The organism is Wenyingzhuangia sp. IMCC45574 (assembly GCF_054182685.1).
In genome coordinates this window covers 363232-384899 of the sequence record NZ_CM135169.1, presented here as the reverse complement: position 1 = coordinate 384899, position 21668 = coordinate 363232, and the positions used below count along the sequence as shown (strand labels likewise).

Annotated in this window: 12 protein-coding genes and 1 tRNA gene; 3 read left to right on the top strand and 10 right to left on the bottom strand. The window is 33.2% G+C overall.

The annotated features are described in order from the left end of the window. Positions 1-9: 9 nt before the first annotated feature. The 3 genes from ACXHHC_RS01770 to ACXHHC_RS01760 all read left to right on the top strand — a co-directional run bounded on the left by ACXHHC_RS01770 (position 10) and on the right by ACXHHC_RS01760 (position 5188). On the top strand, positions 10-2832 hold the full coding sequence (locus tag ACXHHC_RS01770) for a M16 family metallopeptidase (RefSeq protein ID WP_458227934.1): 2823 nt from the start codon (positions 10-12) through the stop codon (positions 2830-2832). Positions 2833-2844: 12 nt separating this feature from the next. Then, positions 2845-3561 (top strand): SDR family NAD(P)-dependent oxidoreductase, encoded by a 717-nt coding sequence (locus ACXHHC_RS01765; protein ID WP_458227933.1) that lies wholly within the window; start codon positions 2845-2847, stop codon positions 3559-3561. A gap of 184 nt (positions 3562-3745) precedes the next feature. Continuing rightward, positions 3746-5188, top strand: coding sequence for a sulfatase-like hydrolase/transferase (locus ACXHHC_RS01760; protein WP_458227932.1), 1443 nt, complete (start codon positions 3746-3748; stop codon positions 5186-5188). A gap of 83 nt (positions 5189-5271) precedes the next feature. On the opposite strand, the gene ACXHHC_RS01755 is transcribed toward ACXHHC_RS01760, so the two are convergent. From ACXHHC_RS01755 to ACXHHC_RS01710, 10 genes are all read right to left on the bottom strand, one after another. Next, positions 5272-5868 carry a ClpP family protease gene (locus ACXHHC_RS01755; RefSeq protein ID WP_458227931.1) on the bottom strand — a complete coding sequence of 199 codons (597 nt, stop codon included), beginning with the start codon at positions 5866-5868 and terminating at the stop codon, positions 5272-5274. Positions 5869-6337: 469 nt separating this feature from the next. After that, positions 6338-6422 (bottom strand) — tRNA-Ser (locus ACXHHC_RS01750). A gap of 94 nt (positions 6423-6516) precedes the next feature. Then, the gene (locus ACXHHC_RS01745; RefSeq protein WP_458227930.1) at positions 6517-9615 is read right to left on the bottom strand and encodes a VPS10 domain-containing protein; all 3099 of its coding nucleotides are present in this window, start codon (positions 9613-9615) and stop codon (positions 6517-6519) included. 182 nt (positions 9616-9797) lie between these two features. Next, positions 9798-11213 carry a sulfatase-like hydrolase/transferase gene (locus ACXHHC_RS01740; RefSeq protein WP_458227929.1) on the bottom strand — a complete coding sequence of 472 codons (1416 nt, stop codon included), beginning with the start codon at positions 11211-11213 and terminating at the stop codon, positions 9798-9800. Between the two features lie 388 nt (positions 11214-11601). Further along, on the bottom strand, positions 11602-13002 hold the full coding sequence (locus tag ACXHHC_RS01735) for a sulfatase-like hydrolase/transferase (protein WP_458227928.1): 1401 nt from the start codon (positions 13000-13002) through the stop codon (positions 11602-11604). 1 nt (position 13003) lies between these two features. Next, a complete protein-coding gene (locus tag ACXHHC_RS01730; RefSeq protein ID WP_458227927.1) occupies positions 13004-15508 on the bottom strand; it encodes a glycoside hydrolase family 2 TIM barrel-domain containing protein in 2505 nt (834 codons plus the stop codon). 350 nt (positions 15509-15858) lie between these two features. Next, a complete protein-coding gene (locus tag ACXHHC_RS01725; protein ID WP_458227926.1) occupies positions 15859-17688 on the bottom strand; it encodes a sulfatase-like hydrolase/transferase in 1830 nt (609 codons plus the stop codon). A 268-nt stretch (positions 17689-17956) separates the two neighbouring features. Further along, positions 17957-19213 (bottom strand): glycoside hydrolase family 117 protein, encoded by a 1257-nt coding sequence (locus ACXHHC_RS01720; protein ID WP_458227925.1) that lies wholly within the window; start codon positions 19211-19213, stop codon positions 17957-17959. 306 nt (positions 19214-19519) lie between these two features. Beyond that, on the bottom strand, positions 19520-19828 hold the full coding sequence (locus tag ACXHHC_RS01715; RefSeq protein ID WP_458227924.1) for a hypothetical protein: 309 nt from the start codon (positions 19826-19828) through the stop codon (positions 19520-19522). A gap of 151 nt (positions 19829-19979) precedes the next feature. Beyond that, the gene (locus ACXHHC_RS01710) at positions 19980-21506 is read right to left on the bottom strand and encodes a sulfatase family protein (protein ID WP_458227923.1); all 1527 of its coding nucleotides are present in this window, start codon (positions 21504-21506) and stop codon (positions 19980-19982) included. Between the last annotated feature and the right edge of the window lie 162 nt (positions 21507-21668).

Sequence of the window (21668 nt, the reverse complement as noted above, 5' to 3'; positions counted from 1 at the left end):
TGTAAATCTATGAAAAGATTTTTGTACGCTTTTATAATACTGGTCGCTTTTACTGCTTGTAACAGTGTGACTAAAACAAAAAAAACGACAGTTTCTGCTATACCTACAGATAAAGATGTAGTAAAAGGAACACTAGAAAACGGACTAACTTATTACATCCGTAAAAACCCTAAACCAGAACAAAAAGTAGAACTTCGTTTGGTTGTAAAAGCCGGGTCTATTCTAGAAAACGAAAAGCAATTAGGTTTGGCTCATTTTATGGAGCACATGAACTTTAACGGATCTAAAAACTTTAAAAAAAATGAGTTGGTAGATTATTTGCAAAGTATTGGAGTAAAGTTTGGAGCTCATTTAAACGCATATACAAGTTTTGATGAAACGGTATACATTCTTCCAATACCTACTGACAATGATCAAAAATTAGAAAAAGGATTTCAAATATTAGAAGACTGGGCATTTAACGCTTCTTTAACAGATGAAGAAATAGAAAAAGAACGTGGTGTGGTTTTAGAAGAGTACCGTTTAGGTTTAGGAGCAGACAAGCGAATGTTGCAAAATTGGCTTCCAAAATTAATGTACAATTCTCGCTATGCCGATAGATTGCCTATTGGAACTAAAGAAGTATTAGAAAATTTTACACACGAAGATTTAAGAAGCTTTTACAGAGATTGGTATAGACCCGACTTAATGGCTGTTGTTGCTGTGGGAGACGTTCCTGTAGAAGTCCTTAAGGAAAAAATTAAAAGTCACTTTGGAAAACACCCAAAAGTAAAAAAAGCAAAGGAGAGAAAAGAATACAGTATGCCCAACCATAAAGAAACTTTGGTCTCTGTTAATACAGACAAAGAAGCTTCTAGATCTTCTGTATTAATGTATTACAAAGACAAAGAAAAGGCAAGTCCAATCTTAAACCCAGAAGATTTTAAGAAAAGTATCATTAATCAATTATTTAGCATTATGTTGAATAATCGTTTGGGAGAATTAAGAAACAAAGAAAACCCACCTTTTATTTATGCTGGTTCTGGTTACGAAACTACTTGGGACAAATCTAAAAAAGCCTACCAAGCATATGCCTTAAGTAGCGAAACAGGGCAATTAAAAGCCTTGGAAACATTGGTTACAGAAAACGAACGTGCCTTACGCTTTGGTTTCTTAGCTTCTGAATTTACCAGAGCTAAAAAAGCAATCTTAAAGTCTCATGAAAATGCCTTTAAAGAAAAAAACAAAACGGAATCTAGTCGCTACGTTTCGGAGTATGTTAGAAACTTTTTAAGCCAAGAACCTATTCCGGGTATTGAATGGGAGTTAAATAATTTAAAAAACACATTACCTAAGATTACGCTAGAAGAATGTAATAGTTTAATGCATCAGTACATTCATCAAGATAATTTAGTGGTTATATTAACCGGACCCGAAAAAGACGGTTTAAAAAAGGTAACAGAACAAGAGATACTAAATGCTTTAAGCAATGTTAAAACTGCAAGTATCAAACCCTACCAAGAAAAAACTTTTGACAAAGGATTAATGAAAGAAATCCCACTTGTAATAGGAGCCATAGTTAACAAAGAAGTAGATACACTTTTAAAAGCTACAGATATTACTTTAAGTAATGGAGCAAAAGTAACTTACAAGAAAACAAACTTTAAAAACAATCAGATTTTATTTAACGCGTTTAGCTATGGAGGTAGCTCTCTATACTCTGACGAAGAATACAAAAAAACAGTCATTATAAATGGTGTTTTAAAAGATGCAGGGTTAAATGGATACTCTAAAGATGATCTAAAAAAACTACTTACTGGTAAAACTGTTAGAGTTAGTCCACGAATTAGTTCTTTAAGCGAAGGATTTAGTGGTTCTTCTACTCCTGAAGATTTAGAAACCTTATTTCAACTAACTAATTTGTATTTTACCAAACTAAACAAAGATGATAAACCTATAAATTCTTATAAAGCTAAATTGAGTGGTTACTTAAAGAACTATCTATCAAAACCTTTTAATTACTTCTCTTATGAATTTAACAACTTTTTAAATCAAAATAATAAGAGATATGTAGGATTTCCTACAGAAGAAATTCTACAGCAACAGGATTATAACTTAGCATACAAAAAGTACCAAGAGCGTTTTTCTAATGCAGGAGATTTCCATTTCTATTTTGTAGGAAATTTTGATGAAACTAAATTATTAGAGTACTGTGAAACGTATTTAGCTAGTTTACCAAGTACTGATGTAAAAGAAGAATTTAAAAAACATACCGTAGAACCATTAACGGGAATTTTAAAGAAAGAGATACAAAAAGGAACCGAACCTAAGAGCTTGGTAAAAATTATCTACAAAGGACTCGTAACTAAAGAAGCAGATAAAAGAGACGGTTACTTATTAAAAAGCTTAGGAGAACTATTAACCATTAAGTTAATTGAACAATTAAGAGAAGAAGAAGGTGGTGTTTATGGAGTTGGAGCCAAAGGAAATATTTCTAAATATCCACATAAGAATTACAACTTTACAATTTCCTTCCCTTGTGGACCAGAAAATGTGGAAAAACTAATAGAAAAAGCTTTAACCGAAGTAAAAAACATTCAAAAAGATGGGGTTCAGCAAAAAGACATCAATAAAATTATTGAAACTCAACTGTTAGAATACAAAGAAGCTCAAAAGAAAAACGGTTTTTGGTTAAATGGAATTAAAAACGCCGACTTTAACAAAGGAAAAAGAGCCGATATTTTAAACAAAGTCGAAAAAATTAAAAAACTTAATTCTGAAGAATTACAACGAGTAGCAAATACTTATTTAACCAAAAACAGAATTACAGGAACCCTAAAGCCTAAAAAATAGACTTTTACTGTGATGAAAAAAGCTATAGTTATTGGAGGAACTTCTGGAATAGGTAAATGTTTAGCCGTAAAACTACTGCAGCAGCATTGGCAAGTTGCTGTTACAGGTAGAAGAAAAGAATTACTGTTAGAGCTTTCCAAAAAGCATGAAACAAATTTAATAACTAAAGTTCAAGATGTAAGAGATCTTACACAATCTAAAGAAGTATTAGAAGCACTATTTCTCCATATGCAAACAGTAGATTTGGTAATAGTTGCTTCTGGTATTTCTGAATTAAATTATGAGTTGGATACCTCTATTGAAAATAACGTGATTCTGACCAATGTAAATGGTGTTTCCAATGCATATCAATTTATATTCAACAAATTTAAAGAGCAAAAAAACGGACACTTAGTTGGTATAACATCTATTGCTGGTCTAAGAGGCAACAGACACTGTCCTTCTTACAGTGCTTCCAAAGCTTTTCAATTAAATTACTTAGAAGCTTTACGTTGCATGGCCAAACACCAGAACCTAAATATTACTATTACCGATGTACAGCCAGGTTTTGTAGATACTCCAATGGCAAAAGGAGATGGATTATTTTGGGTCGCTTCTGTAGATAAAGCTTCCTCCCAAATTTTAAAAGCTATTAAAAGGAGAAAAAGAAAAGTGTATGTTACTAAAAGATGGAAACTCATAGCTTATATCATGAAACTAGTACCAAATCTTTTATTAGAAAGAATATAAGGTACTACAACCAACCCTCTCTACTCTAGTACTTCATAAATGTGTCTTAAAATATTAAAGACACATATGTTTTTTAGTACAATCTATGTACCCATAAAGAAAATGTCTCTCTAAAAATCCGTTAATTTTATTCCATCAGGAGCTAAACAACTCTCTATCAGTATTATTTAAAATTAACATTCAAATGAAAAAAAGAACATTTACATCTATACTAATCACCTTATTTTGCCTAGCCGCAAAAGCTCAAAAGCCAAACTTGGTTGTTATTCATACAGACGAACATAACTTTAGAACTTTAAGTTGTTACAGAAATAATTTACCAGAGAACGAAGCATATGTATGGGGAAAAGGATTAGGAGTAAAAACTACAAATATTGATAAAATAGCTAAAGAGGGTGCTATTTGTATGAACTACTATGTTACATCTCCTGTATGTGCTCCATCTAGAGGTTCTTTAGTTTCTGGATTGTACAGACAACACCATGGGGTTAGAAAAAACGAGTTACCTATAAAAAAGAATGTAAAAACCATTGGTCATATATTAAGCGATAATGGCTATGCTACGTCTTATGTAGGTAAATGGCATTTAGGTGATGAAAGAAAAAAATACAAATTTACAGAAACATACAAAGCAGGATTTCAAGACAATGAATTTATGATGAATAAAGGGCACAACCCCTATTTTAGAGTAAAAAACGGAAAAGTTGTTGCTGCTATGAATGATAAAAAGTACGATGCTACTAAAGACAAAAGCGCTATTATTCATGCTACAGACTTTTTTGTAGACAAAACAATAGACATTATAAAAAGAGACCACAACAAGCCTTTTTTTGTATTGGTTTCTATTCCAGACCCCCACACACCAGACTATGCCAAACCTCCATATAATACGTTATACAACCACATGGATTTACAAGTTCCAGAGACTATGAAACCTAACAGTATTAAAAACAGACCTGAATGGGCAAGCAAGAAAAGAAACGATGCTATAGTTGATGGTTTTAAACCTAAAAAATTAAAGCAATACTTTGGAATGGTAAAACATATAGACGATCGTGTTGGAGATATTATAAAAACATTGGACGATTTAAAGTTGGCTGAAAATACGATCTTAATTTTCACCTCTGATCATGGAGATATGTTCTACGAACATGGGAGAATGAATAAAAGTATTCCTTATGATGCTGCAATGAAAGTTCCTTTTGTGATTAGATATCCTAAAAAAATTAAAGCCAAGAAAATTATAGAAACGGTTCAAAACAATGTTGACTTTGTTCCCACAATACTCGGGATTATGGACATTAAAACCAATGTTAAATTTGACGGAGACAACAATGCAAATGATTTTTTATCGGATAAGAAATATGTTGATAGACAAAACTATGTACATGTATCGTCAGCTTCCAATGCCTGGGTAGCCTTAGTAGACAAGAAATACAAACTAATTTTACACAATCAGTACGCTCCAACACTTTTTGACCTAGATAAAGACCCACACGAAACCGTAAATTATTACAATAAAAAGGGATACACAGAAATTTCTAAAAAGTTAAAAGAAATTCTAATTAAAAGAATGAAAAAATACGATGATATAGCCTTTACCAGTCCCAATGGATTAAAATACTAACTTAAGATGTTTAGAGTACACACAGATATAAAAGAAGAAAGCACAATATTACTTGTGCTTTTCTCTTTTTGTTTTTTTAAAAATTATATAAGTTTATGAAGCATTCCATCTGCTATTCCATAATCTAAAGACTCCTCTGCACTCATCCAGAAATCGGTTTCAAAATCTTTTTTTATTTTATCTACAGTTTGATTGCAGTTTTCTGCCAAAATATGAGCTCCTAATTCTTTAGTTTTTTCGGTATTTAGCTTTAATGTTTTTCTAGACCTTATTGTATCCTTTAACAAATAGTCAGAACCATCCTTATTTAACATTAATTCTTTTGTTCTAGGTTCATGAATCATAACCCTAGAATTAGGTAAAACAAACCTTCTACCTTTTGCACCAGCAGAAAGTATTATAGCCCCCATAGAAGCAGCAACTCCTGTACATATTGTAGATACAGGACTCGAAATACTTCCAATAGCATCATAGATAGTAAAGCCAGAAGTGACTTCGCCTCCAGGACAATTAATTATTAATTGAATTTCTTTAAATGGCTTAGACATTTCCAAATACATTAATCTATCCACCACATGTTTGGCAGATTCATCGTCAATTTTTCCCCATAGGAAAATCTTTCTTTGATTAAGAATTTTGGAATCAATTGCGTCTTGAAGTTTAGTTCTTTTTGACAACATAACTTTTTCTTTTATTAGGGTATAACAATAAGACATACAATATCAAAATAAGATGGGTGGGGTATGATATTGTAGTCCGGCAATTTTTTTATTAAAATAATACTTAAATAGTATAAAAACAAATATTCTATCTTAAATATTTAAATATCACCATTTTATAATTTCACACAGTATTTAAGCCTAAGACAGTAAAATTAGTAGTCTTACAATAACAAATAATCAACTAAACTTAAATAAAACTAAACACTTAAAAATCGCACACTACACTTAAATCGCTAATAATAAAAACAATACTCACAATTAATCCTAAAAAAACATCGTTACACAAGGAAATAACAATGGGAATTGCATTTTATTAACTAGAAAAAATGAAACTTAGTTACGATTTATAGCTGTATTAAAAGTATACTTAACTCTAAAAAAGAAAAAAACCACTCAAGTAAAACTTGGTGGTTTTAAAAAATTATTGCGGAGAAAGAGGGATTCGAACCCCCGGTCCTGTTACAGACAACGGTTTTCAAGACCGCCGCATTCGACCACTCTGCCATTTCTCCTAAGCCTGCAAACAATTTCTCGTTTTGCGAGTGCAAATATAGGAACTCTATTTTATTCTACAACTATCTTTCGGCATTTTTTTCTATTAAAAACTTAATTGCCCTCTATTATTAGTTTTTTGGTTACCTCTCCTTTAGATGTCTTAATTTTTAGTAAATAAACACCGTTAGACAGTAATGGCAACTTAAAAGGAATATCTTTTTCTACAGTACTTGTATACAACACTTTTCCATCTACATTTAAAATATAAAACTTAGATGCTTCATTTAAATTTTGAATCTTAAGTAATCTATCTTTTATTGGATTTGGAGAAACGACAATCTCATTTAGCTCATGTTTTTCTTCTATGTCTACGTTACCTGTTACTGTTATCTGTACGCTAATTTTATCATCATCTAAATCGTTACTAACGGTTAAGTCTATAGTATAAATCTTTTGTTTGTTACTCCCAACTAACGGGGCAGTAAAAGAGGTTTTATAGCCATCAGTAGACGATAAACTAATTTCAACAGGAGGTACCCACTTATACTTTAATTTGGTTCCAATTGATGCTAGAGCACTTAAACTGACCTCTTCTCCTTCTTTTACCTCTATATTTTCACAAACAGCCTTTACATTTTCTGTTGGAATGATGGCTTTATACCATGCACTCCCCCAACCAGCACTCCATAAAACACTCTCATCATATGGGTCTGGTTTTAAATCTGTTATTCTACCAGGATGAGCGAGTCCTTTATTAATCTTTGTCCAAGTAGCTCCTCCATCTCTAGAAATATATGCACCCGGATTTAAGAACTCTCCTCTTAAGTTTGGAATTTGCACAGCAGCATTTACAGTAATAATATTAGAATTTACCGGAGATACTTCTGTTTGCCATACATAAGGAGCCTTAAATAACTGAGTCCAACTACTTCCATTATCACTACTTTTCCATACTCCTCCAGCCGTATAATTACCATTTCTATTTCCACAAGAGATAAACATATCATTCGTATTTCTATCTATAAATAAATTATTTACAGACTTTATTATTGATGGTATACTCATTTTATTCCAGCTACTACCTTTATTCGTAGACTTGTATAAACCTCCAATATCATTATTTCCCCATTGGTTAATTGAAGCATATAGAGTACTAGAATTCTTAGGATCCATAGTCAACCTTCTAACACTTCCATTATTTGGTAATCCTGAATTACTTAAAGACCAATGAACACCTCCATCGGTAGATTTATAAACTCCATACCCTCCTTTGGTTAAAACACTGTCATCTCTTAAACTACCAACTTCTTGAAGGGCTTTTTTAATTGAACAGAAATACATGTTATTGGGATTGTTAGGGTCTATTAGTAAAGAAAATTGATGCGGTAAATTTTCCCAAGATCCATTAGTCCCTTCAAAAATAGTTGCAATATTAATCCATGTTTTTCCTCCATCTGTAGACTTTCTTAATTTTCCTCTATGTTCTTGTCGCCAACTTAAAAAATAAATAGTGTTTGGATAGTTTGGGTGCACTGCTACTGTGGAAATAGAATGTGCTCCATCTTTATATATTTGCCCCTCTATTTGCTCTACCGCCACAGCATCTCTATTATAATAATCTCCTAAATCTACTGTTTTCCACAAACCATGCTCTCCACTACAAAACAACCTTCTTCCTGGCACTCCCGTTTCTAATAACATATATCTCCCTGGTAAAGCTGTACCACCTCTACCTATCCATTGATTACTCCCTGGCCTTAATTCATCATCATCTTCTTGTTGCCAAGTTTCCCCGCCATTATTAGATCGTAATAATTGTTGATTAATTCCTGTAAATACATCTCCATCACTATTAATTGCTAACATTCTTGCTGCGGATGATATTTCATTCTTTTCGTCCATATAACGTTGCATATGAGCAAATGTAATATTAGCTGCTACTTTATTATTTTTTGTTTGCCAATACGTTTTATGAGTTCCAGCTATCCAATACTCTCCTGTTCTTGAACAAGGAAACCAAGTAGTACCACCATCTTCTGTTTTCCATACATCTCCTGGTCCAAAACTAAAATCGTGTCTCTTATTATGAACCAAATAGATTTCATCTTTATTCTTAGGGTTTACAACAATTCTATTAAAAATAGGCAATACATTAGTTGGATATACGGTGTGTTTAGCCTTGGAATCGTTCTTAGATATTCCAAACCAATACCCCATAGCCCTATGATAATTGTCTCTATTGGTAAAATCATTTATAGTCTGCATATTAATACCTAAATTCCCTGTAATACTTTGCCATGTTAAACCATTATCTAAACTCTTAAAAACTCCTCCTCTATTAGTGATAGCATTACCATTTTCTGTAAAAACTGTCTGTTCAACAGCATATAAAACAAAATTACTACCATCGTAGAATGAAGTTAAATCCCTAGGGAGATCGTTTGGCAATCCTGAATTACTAGACACCCAAGTTTCTCCTGTATCTGTACTTCTATACATTCCATGACTTGTGGCCATAACTAATACATTAGGATTTTTAGGGTTGACTATAATTCTCCCTACATCTAAATCATTAGAAATATTGGTAGCAACTTTTTTCCAAGAGGCTCCACTATTTGTGGTTTTCCATACATAACCATACGCTGATCGTCCTTGTTTTAAACCACCTAAGTCAGATTGTCTTCTATGATTCGCTTTTACATTCCAAAAATCTCCTGCCCCCACAAACCAAATTGCATCGTTGGTTAGGTGTATGGCAATTTTAGAATGTACTTTTCCTAAAACAGACACCTCTTCCCAACTTCTTCCTCTATCGTTCGTTTTATAAATTCTACCAGCTGTATTCGTTCCTGTTTGATTACTGGCAAATGCAATTCCAAAATCCGAGTTCTTTGTTGAAAATTGAATATCGATTACACGTCTCATACCCAAACCTACACCATCGCTATCTTTTAAAGTTTGCCATGTTTTTCCTCCATCCCAAGTTCCAAAAGCAGCATGCATATCTGGCCCCATAAACATTGTGTTCACATCTGTTGGGTGACACCAAAATTCTTCGCAATACCCCGATGTTCCAGGACCTACAGGTTTCCATTCAATCGTTTCGCTAGATAAAACTTTTGTATTCTTTATTTGTTCAAAAAACTGAGCCTTTGTATTTTCTATAAAGAATATACTCAGTAAGGTTAAGAGTATCGATTTATATTTCATTTCTGGTTATTTGGTTCGTTAATTTTTTATCAATGATTTTATAAAACACAAAACAATCCACCCTAAATTCTTAATGAATTTTAAGGTGAATTGAACATCCTAAATAGTTAATAAATAACAAGAGGTATTTCTGTAATCCCTCTTAGAATTCTGTCAAAAATTTACTTTTAAAAATGTTGTTTTTATTTTTTTTCTTTAGGTACCGTTTCTTTAAAAAACGCATCCCTTAGCTTATGATACTTTTTATAGTTTAGCATTTGAGGAGCTCTATTATCTTTATTCCATACCTCCCATTGGGTTCTTAACTTCTTTGCTTTTTTTGAATTCTTTTGAATGATATCTTTAGACTCTGAAATATCCTTAGGTAAAAAGAACAACTCAGGCTTTTTACTATCTCTATCCAATACATGCTTTGTTCCATCAGCAGCTAATATGGACCACTTATTACCGCTTTTCCAGTAAATAAAATCATGTGGTGCCCCTTTTTTCTTTCCTGTTGCAAACGGCACTAAATTAACCCCTTCCATTTCAGGTGCCGATAAGGCATTACCCCCTGCTAACTCCACAGCTGTTCTACCAATATCTAGAGAGTTAACAGGATAATCTATTACAGTTCCTGGTTTAAATTTATTTGGCCAACTTGCAAAAAATGGGACATGCACACCTCCATCATACATATTTCCTTTACCCCCTCTAAAAGGCTTGTTGTCAGATCCATTCCATCCTTTTGTACTCCCCCCCTTTGATTGTGGCCCTCCATTATCACTTAAAAAGAAAATCAATGTATTTTCATAAATTCCATTATCCTTTAAAGACTGAATTACAGTTCCTATTCCTCTATCCATCACATCTACCATAGCAGCATACACTCTTCTCTTCTTATCTTTAATATGTGCATAACGCTCAACATCCTCTTTTGGAGCCTGTAACGGCATATGAGGGGCATTATAAGCTACATATAAAAAGAATGGATTCTCCTTGTTATTTTTCACAAAATTGGCAGCATCCTTACTTAAAGCTGTAGTTAAGTACCCTTCAAAATTGTCTGATTTCCTATTTCTAACCAATGGTTGTAAATATGCTTCCCACACCTTTTTTGTTCCATCAATTCTAAAATAATCATGTCCCCCTCCTAAGAATCCATAGAAATAATCAAATCCTCTATTTAAAGGATGAAACTCTGCTGCTGCTCCCAAATGCCACTTACCAATAGCTCCTGTTTTGTATCCAGCCTCTTGCAACCGTTTTGGAAATAGTTTTTCACCTTTATCAATTCCCATATACGGATTTGCAGGATCGTAAGCAGGATTGGTTTCAAAACCAAACCTATGTTGGTAACGACCAGCCATTAACGCAGCTCTACTAGGTCCACAATATGCGTGATTGGCATATCCTTGTTTAAAAAACACTCCGTTTTTTGCCAAATTATCTAAATTGGGTGTTTTTATATCCTTAGCCCCTGTAAACCCTGTATCGGCATAACCCATATCATCTGCCATAAAAACAATGATATTTGGTCTTTCGGAAATATTCCTTTGTTGAGCAAAAGCGCTTGTAACTATTGTTATAAATACTATTATAAGTGTCTTTATTTTCATCTAGTTCTTTATTTAACTGTTAGTATAATTGTAGCGTTTAAAACTTTATTCGCTGCCGAATAAAAGTACCTCTATCAGAAAGTAATGTTGAAAAGGTATTATCAAAAGAAGAATACAAATGATTTTAAATCATTCAAAACGTACTAGTTAAGCAACACAACCTACACAAAACAAAAACATAAACACATGAATTTCAACTAGTTAAAAACAAAACACTGTAAATCATTTGTTCTGGTATTTTTAATTAAAAAAATATTCGATTTTGATATTAAGCAACAATTGTCTTTATTTTTATAGTTCTGTTTAAACAAGTGTTTCCTTAACACAAAAAAAACGCTCTAAGTAAAAAGATTACTTAGAGCGTTTAAAAAATGAAATATAATTCTAGTTATTCAATAACATCTAATATAGGAGTTCTTTTGTCATCCATCCTCTTCATTGCTTTAACTTCGTATACTCTTTTTAACATAAACAAAGGTCTTTCCAATTCCCCTTCCCAAGCAAACAAATCTTTAAATAGTTCTCTTACTTTTTCTGGGTACTTATAAGCAAGGTTATTATTCTCTTGCTCATCTTTTTTTATGTTATACAACTCAGCCGGTCTATCTGGAAAACGTAATAATTTCCAATTTCCTTTTCTTACCATACCCCTGTTTTCTTTTTTCCAAAATAAAAGTTTATGAGGTGCACTTGTATTTTCTTTCGTTACATATGGTAATAAATCTACACCATCTATATTCTTAATTTTTGATGCATTTCCTCCTGCTACATTTACAAATGTTGGCAACATATCTAACATACTTACTGGCTTTTCATAAGTAGTACCAGGTTTAATTACATTTGGTAATTTCATGATACAAGGAACCCTAATTCCACCTTCTAAATTGTTAGATTTACACCCACTTAATGGATAATTACAAGTCATACTTACATCTGGTCCTCCATTATCATTAGAGAAAACAATTAGTGTATTTTCTTCTAAGCCTTCGGCTTTTAACTTTTCTAAAATTTGTCCACAAGCCTTATCTAAAGCCAATGTCATTGCCGCCAATGTTTTACGCTTCCCTGTTAAGCCTTTAATCTTGGCTAAATCTTCTTTATCAGCCTGCATTGGTGTATGTACGGCATTAAAAGACACGTACATAAAGAAAGGTTTCTTTTTATTCTTTTCAATAAAACTACATGCCTCGTCTGCTAAATCATACGTTAAATACTTACTTGGTTCTTTGTAGTTCTTAAAACCTTTTTCTAGTCTATCCTCGGGTTTGTCTACTGCTTGTTTTTGTGTTAATGGAAAAAAACTTCTTGCTCCTCCACGAAAACCATAAAACTCTGTAAAACCTCTTTTTAAAGGGTGATATCTATCCGCATTCCCCATATGCCATTTTCCTAAGACAATAGATTGGTAACCTAGTTTCCCCAAATGATTTGCTATGGTTTTCTCTTCTAAAGGCAACCCCATTTCATCACCTAATAGCTTAGAAGAATGACTCATATACCCTGGCACATTGTTCTCCTCAAATCCAAAACGTTGTTGATACCTACCGGTTAACAAACCAGCTCTAGAGGGTCCACAAACAGCAGCCGTAGTATATGCTTCTTTAAAAACAACTCCTTCACTAGCCAACTTGTCAAGGTTTGGTGTCTTAAACGTTTTACTTCCTTGAAAACCAAAATCGTGATACCCAGCATCATCGGAGAATAGGAAAATAATATTCGTCTTCTTTTGCGAAAAAGACTGTATGGATACCAAAAGCATCCATACAATCAATACAATTTTATTTATCATATTACTTTGTTTCAATCATAACTAGATTGCTTTCTAATTTAGAAGTTTTTGCCTTAATAACAACCGCTCCTTTTTTACCCTTTAGCGACTGAACAAGTAACAATGCTTTACCTTTAGAAGTAATTACTTTATTTGTTTGATAATCCTGTGTACTTTCAACAGAACCATTATCAACTCCTAAAACCTTTATAGGTCCTTCTACATCAAAAGTTAATGCTGCCTCTTCTACCTTTACCTCGTTACCATCTTTGTCTAACAATTGAGCAATAACATGAGCTACCTCATATCCATCTGCATTTATAGAAGTAGTATCTGTAGTTAATCTTATAGCTACTGGTTTAGAAGTTGTTTTTAGCTCAACTTCCATTTCCTGACCATCAAATCCTGCTTTAGCTGTTAATGTACCAGGTTCAAAAGGCACAGCCCAACGTAAAATTCTATCTGGACTTCCACTTAAAGTTCTCCATCCTAAAGATCTTCCATTTAATCTTAACTCTGCTTTTGGTAAATTACTTACTACTTCTACAACAACCTCTTGTCCTTTTTTATAATTCCAACTCTTTTGAGCAATGTGATTGTTCCATTTTAACATTCTTTTAGAAGGAATAATTCTACCGTTTTTAGATTTTATTGCCAAGGTATCTTTAGGTGTATATGTACCTATTGAAATATTAGGTTTATTAACCCAAATAGTTTTAAAGTGTTCAAAACCTTCTTTTTTAAAACCTGCAAAATCTAAAATATCTCCATCCCAACCCTTTTTCGGCCATTTTCCATGGGCTTCTCCTAAATAATCAATTCCTGTCCACATATACATACTGTAAACCATAGGAATTTCTAACATAGAATTCCACTCTTCCCAAGTACCAGAATTTTCATTTCCTGTAAAATGCATATCCGGATAATTCTCTTTACTCCACTCGTACTGCGCAATTTGATAACTAAACCCTACAATATCTAGAGCTCCAGCATACCCCGAAGCTAAACTTGCAACTGGTATAATTAGATTTGCTGTTACAGGTCTTGTAGTGTCTAATTCACGAGTCCACTTAGACAATCTCTTAGCAGTTTCTGCCAACTTGTACTTTCTATCTGGTAAATTTTTGTAACGCTCTTGCATTTCTTTAGCAGAAATATTTGGCAACCTATTCCAATACCCTTTTGCTCCAGGATCCCATAATCCACTTACATACTTATAGTGCTCATAAGTCCACTCAATTTCGTTACCAATACTCCATTCAAAAATAGAAGCATGATTTCTATCTCTTAAAATAGCACGTGTTAAATCACTTTTAGCCCATTCTTGAAAATGTTCTGTGTAACCTCTAGACAAATAATCAGAATGTCTTTCATGCATATTTAAACGCTTGTCTTTAGGGTTGTCAAACTCATCAAATATTTCTGCCTGAACAATAATTCCCATCTCATCACATAGGTCATAAAAATCTTGAGCAAAAGGATTATGAGATGTACGTATAGCGTTTACTCCTGCTTCTTTTAAAATTTCTATCCTTCTTTTCCAAACTCCTTTGGGCACAGCAGCTCCAACCAATCCAGCATCATGATGAATACACACTCCTTTTGCAAAAATAGGTTCTCCATTTAGGAATAATCCTTGTTCTTTGTCGTGTTTAAATGTTCTAATTCCAAAAGTAGTTGTGTAAGAATCTAGCTCTATTCCTTTACTCACAACTTTTGTTACCGCTTTGTACAAATATGAATCATAAATACCCCATAATCTTGGTTTAGAAACTTCCATATTCTGAACAATTGCTATTTCTTTTCCAGAAGAAAGTTTTGCTTCTTTTTTATGACTGGCTACAATAATTCCTTCTTCATTAAGAATGTCTGTTACTAAGGTAAACTTCTGTCTTTTTTTATGATCGTTCTTTATCTTGGTTTCAATTTTAACAATTGCCTTATCAGTCTTAACTTCTGGTGTAGTTACAAAAGTTCCCCAAATTGGAATATGTAATTTATCAGTAGTAATTAATTTTACATTTCTATAAATACCACTTCCAGTATACCATCTACCATCAACATAACGAGAATGATCCACATGTACCGTTAAAACATTATCCGTTCCATCTGTTTTTAAAGCACTTGTTAAATCAAAATAGGTAGGAGAATATCCATATGGATTTTCTCCTAATTTTTCACCATTTAACCAGAATGTTGCATTATTGTATACCCCATCAAATAATATATATGCTTTCTGAGACTTTGTATTAATTGGAGTTTTAAAATGTTTTTGATATACCCCAACTCCTCCAGGTAAATATCCGGTTGCACCATCGTATTTTTTATCAAAAGAAAATTCAACACTCCAATCGTGTGGCAATCTAATATCTCGCCAACCAGCATCATTCATCGGAATAGTTTTGCTAATTTTAGTGTCTTTTTGTAATTGGAATTTCCAATCAAAATTAAAATCGTGTTCTCTTTGTTGTGCAATCGTTGTACTAAATGCAAATAAAAATGCAACTAGTAATTTTACACGTTTCATGAATAGTCCCCTCATGTTTATTTAATTATAATTATTTATGAATAAGTCATAATGCGCTACCTGTTACAGCAAACACATGTTGTTTATTTCTGTTTTTTTCAACTTTAAAACAAGCTGAATTCTACATTTTTCAAGTTTAGCTTTAACATCATAAAATTATTGTAATTACCCCTTTTATATGAAGCACAAATGATTAAGATACTACCTCGGTTCATTCACATTTTACTCAATCAGAACTAGACGTGTCTATGCTTATGTAAGGTATACTGTACAAACAGAAAAAAATAACCCATGTTTTTTCTAAACATGGGTTATTTACTAGCGTTATCTTACAAAATACAAATGAACATTTACTTTAATTTCAATTTATAGTCATGTGCACCTGGTGCAAAGTTACTTCTAAAGACTTTTGTTCCTGTTCCCCATCTTTGCCAATTAACCTCTACTCTGTTATCTCCTAATACAATATTCAATAACTTCTCTTTCATTTTCTTTGCAATTTTTTTATACTTCTTTTTAAAAGCTACATTGTTAATTTCTCTTGGATCCTTCTTTAAATCGTACAATGCAGGATCTAAGTCATTCCAAGATGCTGTCATAGCCCATTTCATGTTTTCACCTTCTTTTCTTGATGGTCTTGTCTTAAGAGATAACATATAATCTTTCGTTCTAATATAAGCTCTAGCTCCAATTACTGCATGAGTCTCTCCTACAATATAATCTCTATTTGGTGCTTTTTTAGCCACTGTTGCAGCCAAATCAAAACCATCTAAATGTTTAAATTTCTCGTCTTTTAAATCTGCACCTGCTGCACCTAATGCAGTTGGAGCAATATCTACAAATTCAGTAAATCTTTTTACTACTTTACCTGCTGGAAACTTCTTTTTATCTGATGATACTACGATAATAGGGTTGTGACTGTCCCAATCCCATGGTGTAAACTTAGAAATTGCACCATGCTCATTCAATTTCCATCCATGATCTCCACAAACATAAATTACCATCCATGGCTGATTGTGTTTTTTGCTATACGCTTTAAAATCTTCTACTGCTTGCCCCACCAACTGATCTCCATAAGCACAAAAAGCAAAATAATCTTGAATCATTTTTTGCTGCTCTTCTTTGGTAAAATGATGAGATGGTTTGTTTTTTAACAATCGCTTTACTTGCTCTGGCACACCTGCTAATTCTGAGTTCTTATACTCAGGTATTTTATACGTGTGTTTTTGAAAACGTTCTCTAAAATCTGCTGGAGGCAAAACTGGTGTATGCGGAAAATCAAAACCTATGTGAGCAAAAACAGGCTTAGAAGGATCCACTCCCTGAAACTTTAATTTCCCTGCATTAAACTGCTTATTTTCGTTTACCAAGTATTCGTTTAAGAAATGTGCATAATAACCATCTCTGGTTTTCCCTGCAGGCTGAGGACTAACTCCAGAAATAATCATTCCTTTGTATAACGATTGTTTTTGTCCTTTTTTATAATGCCTAATTAAATCATACTTTTCCGTTACTTCTTTAGCTACATGCTTGTACTTATCCGTCTGAGCATTTAATTGCTTAGATATGTACTCAAACTTACCATCAGCAGTTACAAAGTAACTCATATCCTTAATCGGATTTTTATACTTTACTCCATCAACTTCTTTCCACCATCCTCCACCAGAATAGTCTGTTAATCCTTGTTTTCCAAGCGCTCTAAAATTAATATCTGTTTGATATACTTTGTGTTCTTTAGATTTTCCATCAGGTCTTAATCCTTTTAACCTATACCCCAATTTTCCTACATGAAATGTTTGGTACCCCATTCTTGCCAATTCCTCTGGCAAAGAAGGTCTCATGTGTTCTGCTTTATTATTGTGGTATTCAAACTCATAAACACCCGATCTAAATGTATAACGTCCCTGATGCATTGTTGCACGAGAAGGTGCACAACCTGTTGCCTGACAATACGTATTGATAAAAGTAGTTCCTTCTGCTGCCAAAGCATCTACATTAGGAGATTCTATATATCCCAACTCACTCATTTCACGTCCGTGAATAGCTTCGTTAAATGTTTTTACAGAATCATAACGCTGATCATCTGTTAAAACCCACAAAATGTTTGGTTGCTGCTGTGCTGCTAATTTACTGGCTGAAAAGACCAATAACAACAACAATATTCCTTTATAATTTTTCATTCTATAATATTTAATTAAAATCATTTGTTCAAGTTTACGCGAATCATTTGTATTTCGTCAACAATAAAAGCTTAAAGGCTAATGCAAATGATGTTCTTCTATACTTCTAAGCTAAACAAACCCTAAACAAAACACAAAAACCTCTATCTAAATTACTGATTAGATAGAGGTTTTGTGTTATACTCTTCAATTTTATTAAAATAAAATCATCTTGCTTATTTCCTTTACTGCATCGAATTCGAAAGAAATAACTCTTTTCATTTGAATACTAGTCTTGATTTTTAAGTCTTCTTAATTGTTTCTTACTTAAACCTTGTCTGTAATATACATCTGGTTTATGTATTACTCTATGATGTTTCATTTCGGGATCGTGAATATCACGACTTAAATCACAGTCAAAACGAACCAACATAGAATGGAAATGACTCCAATCTCCGGTTGCATTGATAAAATGAGCCGTACCCCAAGTAATTCCTCTACCATCTTTCGTATCGGTAAATGCATCTGGAACAAACGGTGCTGCAGCATAGGGCATTAATTCTGTAATAGACGCTATTTCAAAATTCACCCAGTCTTTTGCATATTGAATTGTATTATGCTCTGGTCCATCTTTATACACTAAAGCAGCTACTCCTTCTTTATAAGGGAATAAAGAAGTTTCGTGTCCGGAAGTAATTAATGGGTTTAAAGGGTGTTTCTTAAAAGGCCCTAGAGGGTTATCAGCAATAGCCAAACCTTGCATACGTACCAACTCTGGTCTTTCTCCAAAATCAGACTTGTAGTAAATATATACTTTACCATCGTGTACCAATGGATATGGGTCATGAATAGAATATTGATCCCACTCACCAGGGGCTCCATTAGGAATAACTACTTTATTATAAGCTGTCCATGGCCCTTCTGGAGAATCTGCATAAGAAACGGCTACCGGACAATCGTCTCCTCTTTTTCCACTAGCTTCCATAAACCCTTGGTAATATAAATAGAATTTCCCTTTCCATTCTAAAATATCTGTAGTTGTTACAGACCTCCAACCTACATTTGGTTTTTCTGGTCTTTTAATAGCAACTCCTTGTTCTTCCCAAGTAAAACCATCTTTAGATGTTGCATACCAAATTTCTGATAAATCCCAGTCTGAAGATGGAATAGTATCGTTACACTTAGCAGCCCCTTGTGGAGGTGTAGGTGTATTTCTATAAGTATACCATAAATAGTATGTTCCGTTGTGCTTTAAAATTTTTGAAGGATCTCTTCTTGATATTGTCCCATCGTTTCCATGGTAATCAAAACCTTTTAACTTGGTATATTTAAATTGACTAAACAATTCATTATGTTGTGGCTGAGGAGCTTCATAATCTGTATAGATTCGTTCCATAGCAGCACTCATTTCTCTGTTTGGTTTTTCTTTGGGCAATACAAAAGGAAAACCTCCTTGCTCCTTACTTACAGAAGATTCTGACGATTTTTCGCTACATGAGACAGTTACTGCAGCAACAATTACTAAAAGTGATAGTTTCTTTAACATTTTACCAGGTTTATTCTTATTTTAATGTGATTTTTACAAAAATAAGAAACAATCACTCCGAAATAAGGGGTTTAAGCAAACTAAAAAAAACAATTCATTGTAAAATCAATTAAGAAAACAAAAGAACACAAAACATATAAAAAACTAAAAAACAACAACTTAAACCACAACAATATTATAACGAATGTAACAAAACGAAAGTTTAAAAAACAAACATTTCAACGTCCACATCTAGTTTATTTCTATATTTTAACTTGTAAAAAAAACTATATATATCTATTCCCTGTCTACTTTTTACAAAGCACACTACCTAAATACCACTAAACCGGTTAAAACAGATTTCTCTTTACCGTTAACTTTAATTGTCGTCCTAATATTAATTGGCTCATTTCTTTCTCCTATTTTTGAACCATAAAAGTTTAACTGCGTTTTTTGATAAGGTTTTAATACTGGAATTTTAAGGGTTTTAAAAGAATGCCATTTTCCATTTTTCTCGTATTTTAAGAGCAATTCTGAGGCTTTAAAAGAAGCTATCTGACCAAAGTTTTCTATTTCCAAAGTTACTTTAAGCCTATTACCATTGATAGAAAAATCGGGGTATTTATTAGACAGCAAGGGCTATAAAACTTCCTCCAAAAACAATCTTATTCCAACCTTGGGGTCTTGCACGCTTAACATCTTGTGCCGCTATAAGCCAGGTAAACAAACAACTAAATACAACTAGAAAAAAAGCCTTACATCTCATCTAACTAACCTTTATTATGTTTCATCTTTTTACAGAATATCCTTGCTTTCTATATGTAGCTAGCATAGACTCCATCTCCCTTACTTTCTCTGGGTATTTTTCGTACAAATTTACTCGCTGTCCCCAATCATTCTTCATGTTAAACAACAAGCCTTTTGTTGTATAAGTTTCATACCCTCTCAATTTATTATATGCCTTAGACAACTCCTGCCTTCCTGCTCCATTGGAGTTGTTTATATACAACCAATCTCCTTTTCTAATCCCCCATTTATTCTTGTAGGTATTATGAACTGTAGCCTCTCTTAACGGCTCAGCATATCTTTTCCCCATCAAAAGAGGCAATAAGCTACAACTATCTGGAGCTGCTTTTTTAGGTAAGCTTACATTGGTAATATCGGCCAAAGTAGCCATTATATCTACTTGTGAAATTACTTCTTTAGAAACCGTACCTGCTTCTATTTTTTTTGGCCAAGAAACAATAAACGGCACATGATGACCACCTTCCCAAACATCTCTTTTAACACCTCTAAAATCTCCCGTACTATAATGTCCGTACTTTTCTGCTCTTGCTAACGCATAACGTTCTGGTCCATTATCTGCACTAAATATGATGATCGTATTCTCATCAAAACCGTTTTTCTTAAGCTCTTTTAATACTTCTCCTACTACTGCATCTGTTTGTACTACCCAATCTCCATAACCACCCGCATTTGATTTCCCTATAAATTCTTTATTAGGAATAATAGGTGCATGCGGAGAAGGTAAAGCCAAGTATAGAAAGAATGGTTGTTTTCTCTTTTGTTTTCCAATCCACTCTATTGTCTTTCTCTCTAATGTTGGTAGTACTTTGTATGGATTCCAACCTTTTACCATTGGTCCTGGTCTAAATTCCCAATGACCTTCAGCTGTTTTCATTCCATTTAAATCTAATAGTGTACTTGGAGCTTCTACTACCTTATCGTTTTCTACAAAACAATAAGGTGGAAAATTAATGGTTCCATCTCCAAAGTAATAGTTAAACCCTCTGCTCAAAGGCCCTCCTTTAATAGATTTAGCCCAATTAATAGCTTTGTGACTTATCGCTTTCTTTTTCCTTCCAAAAACCTCTACATCTAACTTAGGTACTTTGTTGTCTATTTCCCAATCCCATCCTAAATGCCATTTACCAATACAAGCGGTGTTATATCCTTTATCTTTCAATATTTGAGGCAAAGTAATGTCCGAATCTTTAAAGTAAGGCCTCCCAAAACTGTTTACAATCCCATGTCCTCTTCTCCAATGATATTGACCTGTTAACAAAGCAAAACGGCTTGGTGTACAAATTCCTGACGAACTATGCGCATCTGTAAAACGCATCCCACTGGCCGCTAATTTATCTAAATTAGGTGTCGGAATTTTAGAGTGTGGATTCTGACAATTTAAATCTCCAAATCCCATGTCATCTGCATAAATAATAACAATATTGGGCTGTTGCGCTTTAGTAGGTTTTGAAAAAAGTAAAAAACAACCAACTATACACAATCCTAATTTTGAAAAATGACCTTTCATTCTTTATAATTTTAATGAGTAATCCCTTTCTAAACGAGTACTATCAACTAGCTCAAGAATTGGATCAATTTTTTAGTAAAAAAACTGAGATTAAAATTACCCAAGAATATATTTGAAAAGGTAGAATATAGTGTTTTTTAAAGGGTAAAATTTAATTACAAA

Coding starts and splice junctions, on each gene's coding strand:
- ACXHHC_RS01755 (WP_458227931.1), bottom strand. CDS start 5,868: ATGTTGTCAAAAAGAACTAAACTTCAAGACGCAATTGATTCCAAAATT.
- ACXHHC_RS01745 (WP_458227930.1), bottom strand. CDS start 9,615: ATGAAATATAAATCGATACTCTTAACCTTACTGAGTATATTCTTTATA.
- ACXHHC_RS01725 (WP_458227926.1), bottom strand. CDS start 17,688: ATGAAAAATTATAAAGGAATATTGTTGTTGTTATTGGTCTTTTCAGCC.
- ACXHHC_RS01735 (WP_458227928.1), bottom strand. CDS start 13,002: ATGATAAATAAAATTGTATTGATTGTATGGATGCTTTTGGTATCCATA.
- ACXHHC_RS01740 (WP_458227929.1), bottom strand. CDS start 11,213: ATGAAAATAAAGACACTTATAATAGTATTTATAACAATAGTTACAAGC.
- ACXHHC_RS01765 (WP_458227933.1), top strand. CDS start 2,845: ATGAAAAAAGCTATAGTTATTGGAGGAACTTCTGGAATAGGTAAATGT.
- ACXHHC_RS01710 (WP_458227923.1), bottom strand. CDS start 21,506: ATGAAAGGTCATTTTTCAAAATTAGGATTGTGTATAGTTGGTTGTTTT.
- ACXHHC_RS01760 (WP_458227932.1), top strand. CDS start 3,746: ATGAAAAAAAGAACATTTACATCTATACTAATCACCTTATTTTGCCTA.
- ACXHHC_RS01770 (WP_458227934.1), top strand. CDS start 10: ATGAAAAGATTTTTGTACGCTTTTATAATACTGGTCGCTTTTACTGCT.
- ACXHHC_RS01720 (WP_458227925.1), bottom strand. CDS start 19,213: ATGTTAAAGAAACTATCACTTTTAGTAATTGTTGCTGCAGTAACTGTC.
- ACXHHC_RS01730 (WP_458227927.1), bottom strand. CDS start 15,508: ATGAAACGTGTAAAATTACTAGTTGCATTTTTATTTGCATTTAGTACA.